Origin of the sequence: Halorubrum salsamenti, assembly GCF_007671685.1 — an archaeon.
Lineage (GTDB): Archaea > Halobacteriota > Halobacteria > Halobacteriales > Haloferacaceae > Halorubrum > Halorubrum salsamenti.
Genome location: NZ_VCNL01000001.1, coordinates 159,090 through 171,629, shown reverse-complemented (window position 1 = coordinate 171,629; position 12,540 = coordinate 159,090). Strand labels below are relative to the sequence as shown.

The window sequence follows — 12,540 nt, the reverse complement described above, 5'->3', positions numbered from 1 at the left end:
TTAGTCACCTGCGGCTGGGACGAAGGTGGTCTGATGGCCGGACGCATCGCCGTCGCCCTCGATGATCGCGGCCTCGAACCCGTCGACGATCTCCGCCGGCTCGAACGGGTTCCCGTTGTACTTCAACAGGCTCGACAGCTTCTCGCCGTAGCGGCCGAGGTTCTTCTGGACGAGCCCGCGGAACTGTCCGGACGCCGTCATCTCGACGACGAGGACCTCGTCGACGCTCTCGACGAACGCCTCGACCTGCTCGGTCGGGAAGGGAAGCATGTCGGAGACGCCGTACGACTTCACCGAGACGCCGGCGTCGTTGAGGCGACCGACCGCCTCTTCGACGGTTCCCTGCTGGCTCCCGAACGTGAGGATGCCGTACTGGGCGTCATCGGGGCCGGCGTACGAGCCGGTGTCGACGGTGTCGAGGTCGTCGCGGATCGCCTCCAACTTCTGGGTCCGGCGGTCGATCTGCGCGACGCGGTTGTCGGGCGATTCGGCGATGTGCCCGGTCGGGTCGTGTTCGTTGCCGGTCGCGAGGAAGCGACCGCCCTTCTGGCCGGGGATCGACCGCGGGGAGACGCCGTCCTCGACGTCGTGTTGGAACCGATGGAACTTCCCGTCGGGCGAGTGCGGCTCGTCGGCCAGCGCGTCCTCCGAGAGCGTCTTCCCGAGCGTCGGGTTCGGCTCGCGGTCGAAGTGGCTCTTCGAGACGTTCGTCATCTCGCCGCCGAGCTTCTGGTCGTACAGGAGGATCGACGGGATCTGGTACTCGTAGGCCAGCCGGAAGGCGATCCGCGACTGCTCGTACGCCTCCTCGACGGTCCCCGGCGCCAGAACGACGCGCTGGGAGTCGCCCTGCGAGGTGTACAGGACGTGTTCGAGGTCGGACTGCTCCGGCTTCGTCGGCATCCCGGTCGACGGGCCGGCGCGCATGGCCTCGACGAGGACGACGGGTGTCTCCGTCATCTCCGCGAGCCCGAGCGGCTCCGACATCAGCGCGAACCCACCGCCGGAGGAGCCGGACATGGCCTTCACGCCGGCGTGCGAGGCCCCGACCGCGAGCGCGGCCGCGGCGATCTCGTCTTCGACCTGCTCGGAGATCCCGCCGAGCTTCGGCAGGTTCTTCGTCATGATGGTGAACACCTCGGTCCACGGCGTCATCGGGTAGCCGGCGATGAACCGGCACCCCTCGTCGATGGCGCCGTAGGAGATGGCGTCCGAACCGGACATGAGCAGTTGCGTCTCGTCGTGCTCGCCGGTCGGCACCGACACGTCCGAGGCGTCCACGTCGTACTCCTCGCGGACCTGGTCGTACGCGATCTGGAGGATCTCGAGGTTCGGCTCGAGGATCTTCTCCGGCATCGCGTCGCGCATGAGGTCCTGGACGTGGTCGAGGTCCATGCCGGTCAGCGCGCAGGTCGCGCCGACGCCGGCGGTGTTGCGCATGACCTCGCGGCCCTGATCGCGGGCGAGCCCGCGGAGGTCGAGGGGGTATACGTGCCAGTCGTTCTCCTCGGCGCGCTCCTCGAAGTCCGGAATCTCGGAGGCGTCGAGGAGTCCCTCGTCGTACACGATGACCCCGCCCTCGCGGAGCTCGTCGAGGTTCTCCGAGAGCGGCTTGATCTCCTCGTTCCCGTAGACGGCCTCCTCCTGCGGGTTGCGGGCGAACGAGTCGCCGAGCGCGAGCAGGAAGTTGTACCCGTCTCCTCGGGAGTTCACCGGGTCCGAAGACGCCCGGATCTCGGTGTAGGTGTGGCCCCCGCGGATCCGCGACGGGTAGTGGCGATGCGTGAAGACGTTGAGCCCCGATCGCATCAAGGCCTTCGCGAAATTCTGACTGGTCGAAGCGATCCCGTCGCCGGATCCCCCCGATATCCGCCAGATGAGTTCGTCGTCAGTCATAGTGGTATGTGAGCCCGTAAGGGTCTCGTGGTTCGACTTTGTGTTGGTTACCTCTTAGGGCTTGCTATGGATTCACAAGAGACGATCGTGAAGGACCTTTCGGATCGTCCACCTCCGACCGGTAGGATTGACCGTTCTCCGCCGCGGAAGCGGTGGCGTTCCGCGCCCTTTTACTCGCCAGCCCCCCGACGAGCCGTATGCTCACGTTCATCGGTCTCGGTCTCTACGACGAGCGGTCGGTCACCGTCGAAGGGCGCGACGCGATCCGGTCCGCGGACAGGGTCTTCGCGGAGTTCTACACTAGTCGGTTGGTCGGTACCGACATCGAGGAGTTGGAGGCGTACCACGACACGGAAATAGAGGTCCGGGCGCGCGAGGGCGTCGAACGGGATCCGGAGGCGATCCTGGCGGCGGCGGAAGAGAACCACGCCGCGTTCCTCACCGCCGGCGACACGATGATCTCGACGACCCACACCGACCTCCGGCTGCGCGCCGAGGAGCGCGGGATCGACACTCGCGTCATCCACGGCGTGACCGCCCAGTCGGCCGCGTCGAGCCTGACGGGCCTGCAGAACTACCGGTTCGGCAAGGCGACGACCCTCCCGTTCCCGTACGCCCACGGCGGTGACGACGTGCCCGGAAGCGTGATCGACACGATCGAGGCCAACCGCGATCGGGGGCTCCACACGGTCGTCTACCTCGATATCAAGGTCGGAACCGGGCCGACCGGCCCCGACCCGGACCACGAGGAGTACATGACCGCCGACGTCGCGGCCGGTCTGCTCGCCGACGGGTGGGAAGACGCGCTCGCCGTTGTCGTCGCCCGCGCGGGGTCGCCCGACGCCGTCGTCGCCGCCGACCGACTGAGCGCGCTCGCGGAGCGTGAGTTCGGTGACCCGCTTCATCTCCTCGTGATTCCCGGCGACCTCCACCACGTCGAGGCCGACGCGCTCGCCGGGCTGGCGGACGCGCCGCCGGAACTCCTCGAGGAGTGAGACCCACCCCGGGCGAGGCCGTCGGCGAATGACCCCACGTTTGATGACCCCCGACCGCGTTATCACGCCACATGACTGACCTCTCCGTCGAGCGGATCATGTCGAACGACCTCGTCACGATCCGTCCGGGCGCCGCCGCCGCAGACGCGGCACAGCGCATGCTCGAAACGGGTGTGAGCTCAATTCTCGTCGTCGACGACGACCGCCGACTGAACGGGCTGATCACCGCGACCGACTTCGTCACGCTCGTCCGCGAGAACGACCCCGAAGACGAGACGCCGGTCGAGGCGTTCATGACGACCGACGTGGTGACGGTCGGGCCCGAGGACACGATCGAGGAGCTGGCCGAGCCGACCGCCCACGGCTACACCCACCTGCCCGTCGTCGACGGAGGCGGTGAGCTGGTCGGAATGGTGTCGACGACCGACCTCACCGCGTACGTCTCGGGGAAGCGGTAGCGGGCAGAAACCGGGAGCGACGCGTCGACGACTGAAGGCGAAAACGGCGCGTCCGCGACGAAACCGACCCCCCGTCGCGTTGCGCCAGCCGGAAGAGACATTAGGTGTGGTAACACACAACAGGTCATGGATCTAGACGACCGGACCCGCGTCAGCGAGGTCATGTCGACGCCGCTCGAGACGATCGGGGCCGACGAACCGCTCCGAGAGGCGGCGCGTCGAATGAGCGACAGCGACATCAGCGCGCTCGTCGTGACGACCGGCGGCGGCTGTATCGTCACCCAAAGCGACATCGTCGGCGCCGTCGCCGAGGGGAAAGACATCGCAGAGACGGCGGTTCGGGACGTGATGACCCGGAACGTCGAAACCGTGACGCCGGACCTGCTGATGGAGGAAGTGGCGGCGATGATGACGATGTACGGCGTGAAACACCTCCCCGTCGTCGACGACGACTACGTCGGGATGATCTCCTCGACGGACATCGCCGAGCACCTGTCGTGAACCGCCTCGACCGCCCGTAAACGGCCCGGGACCGTCGGCGGCTCGCGGCAGTTATAAGAAGAGAAGCGGCGCACCGACCGCGATCCCCACCGCGATCAACACGAGGTTCCAGAACAGCACCGGCCGGACCAGGTCTCGCGTGATTGTCGCGGCGAACACCGTTTTGACGAGGACGCTCGCGACCGTTCCCGCAACGACCCCCGCGACCGCGGTGTCGACCGTGATCTGTCCGGTTCCCAGAAGCGAGACGGCCGTGGTCGTCGCCGTTCCGGAGGAGACGAGCCCCGCGAGGAACGCCGTGGCGACGAACCCGCCCGCGCCGAACGTCCGTTCGGCGCCCGCCGAGACGAGCAGCACGAGGAGGAACAGCGCCCCGAACGTCAGCGCGTTCCGGAGGCTGAACGGAGAGGTGAGCTCCGCCTCCATCGACGTCCGCCAGTCGCTGCGCCACACCGCGATCGCCACGCCGGCGGCCGTGATCGCGCCCAGCGGCGCGCCGACGATCAGAGCCGCCTCCGGCACGAAGACGGCGACGACCGCGGCGTTCCGGAGGGCCATCGCGGCGTTCGAAAGCAGGATCGACCCGACCGCGATGTCGAGTAAGTCCGCCCGCCCCTTCGCGCGTTTCGCCATCTCCGCGACGACCGCGGTGGAGTTCACCAGCCCGCCGAAGAAGCCGGTGACCGCGTAACCGCGTCCCTGGTACCGCTTCACGAGCACGTAGTTGACGAAGCCGATGGCGCTGACCGCGACGACCAGCGACCAGATGAGCCGGGGCTGGACCGCGCCCCAGGGGTCGATAGTCTCCGCCGGGAGCAGCGGGAAGACGACGAACGCGAGGATCGTGAACTCGACCGCGCTGCGGACCTCCTCCCGGGAGAGCCCCCACGCGAACTGGTGGAGCTCCCGCTTCAACACGAGCAGCAGCGAGGAGAGCATGGCCACCGTCACCGCCTCGATGAAGAAACCCTCGGCGACGAGCGCGCCCACCCCGTACGTGACGAGCATCGACACCGACGTCGTCAGCGAGAGCCCGTCGACCTCCTCCTCGACGAAGCTCCGGACCGCGAGCAGCACCGCGATGGCGACGATCAGCACGCCGCCGACGATCAGGAGCCCGTCGTCGCCGAGCAGCGAAAACACGGCCGCCGCGAGGCTAATCAGCGCGAACGTTCGGATCCCCGCGGACTTCTGAGACCACTCCCGCTCCAGTCCGAGGAACATCCCCAACGCGGTCGCCAGGACCAACTTCGAGACGTTCGTCTGGAGGTAGACCAGCGGGTCGACGGCGCTCAACACGGGGGGTCACCTCGTCGTCGGCGGCGGCGTCGGACCGACCGTCGCCGCATCCGCTGCCGACCTCGCACCGCTCGCACCGACCGAGTCGTCGCGTTCATACGCCGAATCAGTCGACAGCGACGCCTATAGCTTACTGTGTGTCAACATTCAGTCAGAAAGCGGGCGTCCGTGCGACACCGCGTCAGCGGTTGGTCGGCTCCCGGGGGAGATCGAGCGCCTCCGTCAGGTCGTGCTCCTCGCCGGTGAGCAGGTAGAGCACGTCTTCGAGAATGACCGCGAGCTCCGGCAGCTCTCGCACGACGAGGAAAGTGATCCCGATCAGCGCGACGACCGCGAGCAGCTGGCTCATGATGCGGTCGGAGATCAGGAACGACACGCGATAGGGGTCGCTCGCGCCGAACATCGTCAACACGATGTCGGGGTACCACTGCATGTACTGGTTGCCCGCGACGATCGAGATGAACGTCGTCCGGAGGATGTTGAGGACATAGATGAGCGAGACCGAGACGGCGAGCCCGCGGATCTTCCGTCGTAGCGGCGCCTCGACCGCCGCGACGAGGCCGCCGAAGATCGCCATGCTCCCGAGTCCCGTGCAGGCGAGCACGATGTCGATCCGGTAGGTGTGGCCGTCGTCGAGCGTCCACAAGTAGGCCGCGTCGTACCCCTCGCTGCTCGCCACCCGCTCCGGAGCGTAGCCGAGCAGGTCGATGAGCATCCCGGTCTGGGTCGCGACGACCTCGATGAGGACACGGCGGGGCTCGGGGAACGCGACGCCGGCGAGCGTGAACGCCGGGATCGTCTCGAACGGGAGGTAGATGAACAGCATGATCGCGATCGCCCGCGTGAGCGTGAACAGCGACGCCCGCCCGTTGTACAGGAGGTACCCGGCGTACAGACAGGCCGGCACCCCGACGAGCGCGAGGATCGACTCGACGTAGCTCTGGTGTTCGAACGCGAAGTACGGGACCGTCGTCAGCCAGAAGAGGCCGAACAGCGCCCACGTACCGGCCGCGAGCGATCGACCCGCCGCCAGCCCGCGGCTGTCGAGCAGCCACGCGACGGCGAAGAGGATCGCTACGAGCCAGGCGAACGTGAACGTGTCCGGCAACAGGCTCAGAACCGCCGGCACGCCGGAACCGAACATGTCCGAATTGTCAGTCGTCAGCGGATAAAGCCCTTGTCGTTGCCGACGAACCGTCGGGTAAATCGCGCAGGATAGCGGCGGTGGCCGGGAGCGCTCAGCGCTCGTCCGAGTCGAGCACGCGGATCTGGTCGCCGCGGACCGTCACCGGAATGGGGACGGTCGCCTCGTACAGCTCGACGGTCACCTGGTCTTTCCCCTCGTCGATCCGCTGGACGCGGGCCTTCTCACCCTTGAACGGCCCGGCGATCAGCTCGACGATGTCGCCCTCGGCGATCCCCTCCACGTCGGGGGTCGGCGAGAGGAAGTGCTCGACCTCGGAGAAGGGGCTTCTCGCCGGTCCATCCGAGCCTTGGATCACGCCGCGAGCGTGGGGGATCTCGTCGAGGATCCGAGCGAACACGCTGCCGTCGGTCGCCTCGACCATCACGTAGCTCGTCAGCTGATCGGGGGCGATGACAGCCTGGATCTCCGGCATCTCCTTCTCCGCGAGCATGTCGGCGACGGTCCGCTCCTGGCTCGCGGTGGTCTTGACCGAGAAGATCGGCATTACGCGCCGACCCCCGGCAGGAGGCTCATGATCGCGAACATCAGGAAGCCGATGAAGCCGATGAGGAGGATCCCGGCACCGGCGATCTTCGACACCTGGAGGAACTCGTCGGTGCTCGGCGTGCTCGCCAGTTTCAGCACCCGAATGTAGCTGTTGAGGTCGTACGGAACGTCCATGTTACGAAGAGGTTCGAGTCGATCCGGTTTTTACCTTTTGATGCGAGACGGACGGACGAAGAGAGCGAGAACGGACGTAAGCGGGGGAGAGAGTGAGAGAGGCGAGGACGGCCCGGATTCGCTGCCAAACGCTCGGTTACTCGACGTAGTCGATGTCTTCCATCTCGGGCTCCGTCCCCTCGGGCGTCTCGCCGTTGCGGCCGTAGATCTGCGGCGACTCGACGCCGGTCACCACGATCATGGTCCGCATCTCTCCTTCCAGCTCGTCGTCGACGGAGGTCCCCCAGATGATCCGCGCGTCGGGGTCGATCCGGTCGTAGATCTCCTCGACGACGCCCTCGGCCTCCTCGATGGACATGTCGGTGCCACCGGTGACGTTCACCAGCGCGGAGTTCGCACCGGAGATATCGACGTCGAGCAGCGGCGAGCGGAGCGCCGACTTCACGGAGTCCTGCGCCTTCGAGTCGGAGTCGGACTCGCCGAGCCCGATCATCGCGACGCCGCCCTTCTCCATGACGGTGCGAACGTCGGCGAAGTCGAGGTTCACCAGTCCGGGCATCGTGATGAGCTCCGTGATCCCCTTCACCGAGCGCATCAGCACCTCGTCGGACACCTTGAACGCCTGCCGGACGGGGAGCTTCCCGACCGCGTCGAGCAGGCGGTCGTTGGGGACGACGATGACGGTGTCGGAAACGTCTCGGAGCCGCTCTAAGCCGGCCTCGGCGTTCGTCCGTCGAACCTCGCCCTCGGCCGTGAAGGGGGTCGTGACGATGGCGATGGTGAGCGCGCCCGACTCGCGGGCGGCCTTCGCGACGACCGGCGCCGACCCGGTCCCCGTGCCGCCGCCGAGCCCGGCGGTGACGAACACCATGTCGGAGCCGTCGATGGCGTCCTGAATCTCCTCTTGGGACTCGATGGCAGCCTCCTCCCCGACCTGCGGGAGGGAGCCGGCGCCGCGCCCCTGCGTCTTCTGCTGGCCCATGAGGATCTTCGTGTCGGCCTCGATGTTGACGAGGTGTTGGACGTCGGTGTTGGCGGCGACCAGCTTCGCGCCGTGGATCCCCTCTTGTGTCATTCGGTTGACCGTGTTACCGCCGGCGCCCCCACAGCCGACGACGGTGATGTTCGTCTGGAGGTCTTGGAGGACGTCCTGCAACTCCTCGTCGGTCATTGTCCCGGTCTGTGGCGGGGCACCAGCGGCCGCGTCGTTCGCGCCGGCGCCGGCCTCCCCGGCGTCGTCCGCCGGGGATTCCTCGGCTTCGTCGATGGCGTCCTCTACGATAGAGTCCATTATATGGTGTGGATGCGACCCGGACGTATTTATTTTTGCCCGATCGTCTGACGCGAGTCAGACGCCCGGAGACGGTCCCCAGAGCCGCCGAAACCCGCGTGTCACCGATCAAAAACGACATGTCGGACGGCCGATCGGCGATCGCGCTACCGTCGCGCTACCGCCGCGCTACGACGCATCGTTGTCGGGGGCGTCACTCGATCGCGAACCGATCCGTCCGCGCCCGCGAGACATCCTCGGGCGCGACGGTCTCGCCGTCGACTTCGACCGACTCCCCGTCGGCGAGCCGCCCGAACGCCGGCCCTTCCGGGACGCCTCGCTCGGCGGCGAGCCCCGGGTCGAACGCCGTCTCGCGCGCGATCACGGCATCGTCGGCGACTTCGACCGCGTCGTACCCGCGCTCCAACACGCCCGCGAGATCCGCGACGAGGTCGTCGTACCCGGGCGCCCTCTCCTCGTCCGCGAAGGCGGCTCGTCCCGCCGCCCGCGTCCCGGCCTGCTCGGTGTCGAAGGCGACGGCGTTCGTCTCCACGGCCTCGCGGGTCGCGTCCGGATCCACGCCCTGCGCCCGCGAGAGCAGGTCTGCCGGGAGCGCTCGGACGTGGGTCGCGGTCGGCTCCGTCGGAAGGACTTGGCCGAACCGGAGCCCCTCGTCGACCGTCGCGACCTCGGACTCCAGCCGCTCCACCAGCGGCAGGGGACGCTCCCCGACCTCGCGCACCCACGTCTCGCTCACGACGCGGTGGCCGAGGTCTTCGACCGTCGCCGCGAGGTCGGGTTTGTCGCCCTCGATCACGGCCAGATCCGCGCGGCTCCGCGCGAACGCCTGCTCGATCACGTCCCGGTTCGCGTCGGGCGCGCCCATCTCCCCGAGCGACCAGTCGGCGCCGATATGCCCCACGGCCCACTCGGTCTCGCGGATGATCCGGGTGAACCGCGGGGCGTAGTGGCCGCCGCCGAAGCCGACGACGTGGCGGAGGTGCGGACCGGCAGCGGTCTCGTCAGTCGCCTCGCCTGCACCGCCGACCAGATCCGCGCCGGTTCCCCGCAGGTCGAGCACCGCCCGCGCGACCGCCCGAGCCGCCTCGGGGTCGGTCCACTGCGGCTCGTCGGAGCCGAGTTCGACGAACAGCGACGGGACGGCGGTGTCGGTCGGCCCGTGGTGGGTGCACTCGATCCCGGTGTCGTACCCCTCGGGGGCGTGCGCCGCGAGCGCCTCGACGACGCGCTTCTCGGCCCCCGGAGCGGCCCGCGCCAGCGTCTCCGGCTCGCCCCCGTACGGCGCGGGGCCGAAGTTCCCGGTGACGTGCGCCGTGAGCAGCTCCCCCGTCTCGCCGGAGTGTCGCGAGACGAACACGAGGAACTCGGGGGAGTCGCCGTCCTCCCCGTCCGCCGCGTCGTCTCCGCCGCCGAACGCGGCCGCGGGGTCCTCCAGATCGATGTGGAGGTCGTCGAACTCCCGCAGTTCGAATCCGTCGGTCCGGTAGTACGTCCCGCCCCCCGCGACGTCGGGGCGGCTCGGGTCGTCGCGGCGCTCCCAGTCGCCGAGGTCGAGCAGGTGCTCGCCGATGTGTTCCGAGGCGCTGTCGGCCCGGCTGACGACGATCGCTATCACGGCTTTCGATCGGAGTCGGGCGGCCGAATAGCCGTCGATACGACGTCGATGGAGCGGTGACGAGCTCGCCTGAATGTCCGGTCGATCGCTTATAAGTGGTTGCTGGCAAATCGGCGGTGAACATCCCCAAATCCCCAGCCTCGTCGCTCGCTTCGTCGCCGGCGCTGCGCGCCGGTTGCATGAGGAACCTCCGGTCCCTCTCTGCTCGCGGCGTCCCTCGCGCGTGCTGCTCGCGGGCCGACGGCCCGCTCACAGGCGCGCGCCACCGAGATTGCCGAGTTTCTATTTATGGATACCGTCCGTCGTCGACGCATCGATCCGGTGCGTCCGCCGAGCGCTCACGGTAGCAGCAGGTAGATGAACGCGACGTAACCGACGACGAGAGCGCCGCCGTCGATCCGGGAAATGCGGTCGCCGCGGTACATCAGCCCGACCAGCAGGGCGGTGAACGCGAGGAGCGCGGGAAACTCGAAGCCGCGCACGCTGGGGGCTACGCTGATCGGCGTGATGATCGCGACGATACCGATGACCGCGAGGATGTTGTAGATGTTCGACCCCACGACGTTGCCCACGCTGAACTCGGCCTCGCCGCGGATCGCGGCGACGACGCTCGCGGCCAGTTCCGGCAGCGAGGTCCCCAGCGCCAGCACGGTGAGCCCGATGAAGATGTCGGAGAATCCGGCGGCCGAGAGCAGCGACTGTCCGCCGTCGATGAGCCAGCGGGAGCCGAGGATCAGCGCGACGATCCCGCCGACGACGAGAGCCACGTCGCGGAGGCGCGCGTCGGGCATCTCCGCGCGCTCGGCGGCGGAGATCCCGGACTGGGTCTGCTGGACCCGCCGCATGACGACGACGGTGAACGCGACGAGAGTGGCGAGCAGGACGACACCGTCAACGGCCCCGATCCGGCCGTCCCACCCGAGACCGACGAGGAGCAGCGCGGCGAGTACCATGAACGGGACGTGGCGCTCGAAGACGGTCTGCGAGATGTCGAGCGGGCGGATCAGTGCAGAGACCCCCAACACGAGCCCGATGTTAGCGATGTTCGATCCGACGATCGCGCCAAGCCCGGTGTCGGTCGACACCGTGATCGCCCCGAGGAGGGAGACGAACAGCTCGGGGGCGGTGGTCGCGAACGCGACGACCGTGACCCCGACCGTCGACGCCTTCAGCCCGACCGCGAGCGCGAGGTCGCTGGCGCCCTTGACGAGCAGTTCGGCCCCGGCGTACAGGAGGGCGGCGCCGCCGGCGAGCAGCAGGAGTTCCGTGAGCGGCGACCCGAGTAGCACGGCTCCGGGTTGTCGTCGGCATTTAAAAAGCGTCGTGATTCCGGAGCGGCGCGGGCCCGCGGAGCGTCACAGCGGGCGAGACGCGAGACGTCTCAGGCGCGCGTCGCGCGGAACTCGCCGTGTTTCATCCCGACGACGAACGCGATGGCACCGAAGACGACCATCGAGGGGAGCACCATCATCAGCGTCGTCTGGAGCGCCATCGGCGACCCGAAGGCGACCCCGGCGGTTCCGAGGACGACGATGAGCGCGACGATGCCGACCGCACGCGGGAGGTCGAACTCCATGGTCGCGGTAGGGCTCGCGATCCCCTAAGCGTTCGGCCCGCGGAAGCGCCGTCTCCGTCGGACGAACCGCGTGTCCCCCGATCCGCCGGAGCGCTACGCCTCGATGATCTCGTCGTCGTCGTCGTCCGCCGGCACCCGCAGGTCGCCGTCCATCGAGACGACCGTCCGCCCGCCGACGCGCACCGCGTCGCCGTCAATCCGGACGCGGACGTGACCGGGTCGATCGACGAAATGGCCCTGCTCGAAGCGCAACTCGTCGGGGAAGTCGCCGTCGAACGCGCCGACCTCGCGGAGGTAGGCCCCGACCGCGCCGCTCGCCATCCCGGTGACGGGGTCCTCGGGAATCCCGAGCGCCGGGGCGAACGCCCGGCCGTGAAGCGTCGACTCCGCGCCGATCGCGTCGAACGTGAACGCGTACACGCCGGCGGCGTCGTGCGCTTCTGAGATGGCCTCGATCGCCGCCATGTCGGGCTCGGCCTCGCCGAGCCGTTCGAGGAAGTTCACGGGGACGACGAGCCACGGGAGCCCCGTGGAGGCGACCGCGACCGGGAGGTCGGCGCCCACGTCGCGCAGGGCGGCCGGGTCGATCCCGAGCGCGTCGCCGAGGCGGTCGGCGTCGAGGTCGGACTCACCCTCACTGTCGAGATCGATCACGTCGACCGTCGGCGGGTTCTGCCGCATCCAGACGGTTCCGTCGTCGTCGACCGTGATATCGAGGTCGCCGACGTTGGTTCGGAGGGTGCGCTCGCCGGCGTCGATCGCGCCCTCGGCGAACAGGGCGCCGTAGGTCGCGATCGTGGCGTGCCCGCAGAGATCGACCTCGGTCGAGGGGGTGAAGTACCGGAGCCGGTCGTCGGCGTCGGCGGCGTCGAACAGGAACGCGGTCTCGGACGCGCCGATCTCCGCGGCGATCCGTCCCATCCGGTCGTCGCTCAGTCCCGCGGCGTCCGGCACGACGCCGGCGACGTTCCCGGACAGCGGCTCGTCCGCGAACGCGTCGACGAGAAGCGTGCGTCGCGTCTCCATGCGCCCCCGTGACGGC

The 12,540-nt window shown here is 68.5% G+C and carries 13 protein-coding genes; 3 read left to right on the top strand and 10 right to left on the bottom strand.

Features of this window, described 5'->3' with window-relative positions; translation table 11 throughout:
• Complete coding sequence (locus FGL94_RS00845; RefSeq protein WP_144920039.1) at nt 1–1,896, bottom strand: 2-oxoacid:acceptor oxidoreductase subunit alpha; 1,896 nt, start codon at nt 1,894–1,896, stop codon at nt 1–3.
• Nucleotides 1,897–2,093: 197 nt separating this feature from the next.
• Here FGL94_RS00845 and dph5 point away from each other — a divergent pair, with 197 nt between their 5' ends.
• The 3 genes from dph5 (at nt 2,094) to FGL94_RS00830 (ending at nt 3,850) form a co-directional block, all read left to right on the top strand.
• A complete protein-coding gene (gene dph5 / locus FGL94_RS00840; protein ID WP_144920037.1) occupies nt 2,094–2,891 on the top strand; it encodes a diphthine synthase in 798 nt (265 codons plus the stop codon).
• A 71-nt stretch (nt 2,892–2,962) separates the two neighbouring features.
• Nucleotides 2,963–3,349, top strand: coding sequence for a CBS domain-containing protein (locus FGL94_RS00835; RefSeq protein WP_144920035.1), 387 nt, complete (start codon nt 2,963–2,965; stop codon nt 3,347–3,349).
• Nucleotides 3,350–3,475: 126 nt separating this feature from the next.
• Entirely contained in the window at nt 3,476–3,850 is a 375-nt protein-coding gene (locus FGL94_RS00830) for a CBS domain-containing protein (protein ID WP_144920033.1), read from the top strand.
• A 51-nt stretch (nt 3,851–3,901) separates the two neighbouring features.
• On the opposite strand, the gene FGL94_RS00825 is transcribed toward FGL94_RS00830, so the two are convergent.
• From FGL94_RS00825 to FGL94_RS00785, 9 genes are all read right to left on the bottom strand, one after another.
• Nucleotides 3,902–5,149, bottom strand: a complete 1,248-nt coding sequence (locus FGL94_RS00825) for an MgtC/SapB family protein (RefSeq protein ID WP_144920031.1) — start codon at nt 5,147–5,149, stop codon at nt 3,902–3,904.
• 181 nt (nt 5,150–5,330) lie between these two features.
• The gene (gene artA / locus FGL94_RS00820) at nt 5,331–6,293 is read right to left on the bottom strand and encodes an archaeosortase A (protein ID WP_144920029.1); all 963 of its coding nucleotides are present in this window, start codon (nt 6,291–6,293) and stop codon (nt 5,331–5,333) included.
• A 94-nt stretch (nt 6,294–6,387) separates the two neighbouring features.
• A complete protein-coding gene (locus tag FGL94_RS00815; RefSeq protein ID WP_144920027.1) occupies nt 6,388–6,840 on the bottom strand; it encodes a transcription elongation factor Spt5 in 453 nt (150 codons plus the stop codon).
• A complete protein-coding gene (locus tag FGL94_RS00810) occupies nt 6,840–7,016 on the bottom strand; it encodes a protein translocase SEC61 complex subunit gamma (protein WP_006628863.1) in 177 nt (58 codons plus the stop codon). Before FGL94_RS00810 ends, FGL94_RS00815 begins: the two co-directional genes overlap by 1 nt.
• Before the next feature lie 136 nt (nt 7,017–7,152).
• Nucleotides 7,153–8,307: a cell division protein FtsZ gene (gene ftsZ / locus FGL94_RS00805; protein WP_144920025.1), complete on the bottom strand. Its 1,155-nt coding sequence runs from the start codon at nt 8,305–8,307 to the stop codon at nt 7,153–7,155.
• Nucleotides 8,308–8,500: 193 nt separating this feature from the next.
• Nucleotides 8,501–9,922: a D-aminoacyl-tRNA deacylase gene (locus tag FGL94_RS00800; protein ID WP_144920023.1), complete on the bottom strand. Its 1,422-nt coding sequence runs from the start codon at nt 9,920–9,922 to the stop codon at nt 8,501–8,503.
• 338 nt (nt 9,923–10,260) lie between these two features.
• Entirely contained in the window at nt 10,261–11,211 is a 951-nt protein-coding gene (locus FGL94_RS00795) for a calcium/sodium antiporter (protein WP_144920021.1), read from the bottom strand.
• 92 nt (nt 11,212–11,303) lie between these two features.
• Nucleotides 11,304–11,498, bottom strand: coding sequence for a DUF7333 family protein (locus FGL94_RS00790; RefSeq protein WP_144920019.1), 195 nt, complete (start codon nt 11,496–11,498; stop codon nt 11,304–11,306).
• A 93-nt stretch (nt 11,499–11,591) separates the two neighbouring features.
• Nucleotides 11,592–12,524 carry a PhzF family phenazine biosynthesis protein gene (locus FGL94_RS00785; protein WP_144920017.1) on the bottom strand — a complete coding sequence of 311 codons (933 nt, stop codon included), beginning with the start codon at nt 12,522–12,524 and terminating at the stop codon, nt 11,592–11,594.
• Between the last annotated feature and the right edge of the window lie 16 nt (nt 12,525–12,540).

What these genes read in the sequence shown, in the direction of transcription:
- FGL94_RS00845 (WP_144920039.1), bottom strand. Translation starts at nt 1,896, where the DNA reads ATGACTGACGACGAACTCATCTGGCGGATATCGGGGGGATCCGGCGAC.
- dph5 (WP_144920037.1), top strand. Translation starts at nt 2,094, where the DNA reads ATGCTCACGTTCATCGGTCTCGGTCTCTACGACGAGCGGTCGGTCACC.
- FGL94_RS00835 (WP_144920035.1), top strand. Translation starts at nt 2,963, where the DNA reads ATGACTGACCTCTCCGTCGAGCGGATCATGTCGAACGACCTCGTCACG.
- FGL94_RS00830 (WP_144920033.1), top strand. Translation starts at nt 3,476, where the DNA reads ATGGATCTAGACGACCGGACCCGCGTCAGCGAGGTCATGTCGACGCCG.
- artA (WP_144920029.1), bottom strand. Translation starts at nt 6,293, where the DNA reads ATGTTCGGTTCCGGCGTGCCGGCGGTTCTGAGCCTGTTGCCGGACACG.
- FGL94_RS00815 (WP_144920027.1), bottom strand. Translation starts at nt 6,840, where the DNA reads ATGCCGATCTTCTCGGTCAAGACCACCGCGAGCCAGGAGCGGACCGTC.
- FGL94_RS00810 (WP_006628863.1), bottom strand. Translation starts at nt 7,016, where the DNA reads ATGGACGTTCCGTACGACCTCAACAGCTACATTCGGGTGCTGAAACTG.
- ftsZ (WP_144920025.1), bottom strand. Translation starts at nt 8,307, where the DNA reads ATGGACTCTATCGTAGAGGACGCCATCGACGAAGCCGAGGAATCCCCG.
- FGL94_RS00790 (WP_144920019.1), bottom strand. Translation starts at nt 11,498, where the DNA reads ATGGAGTTCGACCTCCCGCGTGCGGTCGGCATCGTCGCGCTCATCGTC.
- FGL94_RS00785 (WP_144920017.1), bottom strand. Translation starts at nt 12,524, where the DNA reads ATGGAGACGCGACGCACGCTTCTCGTCGACGCGTTCGCGGACGAGCCG.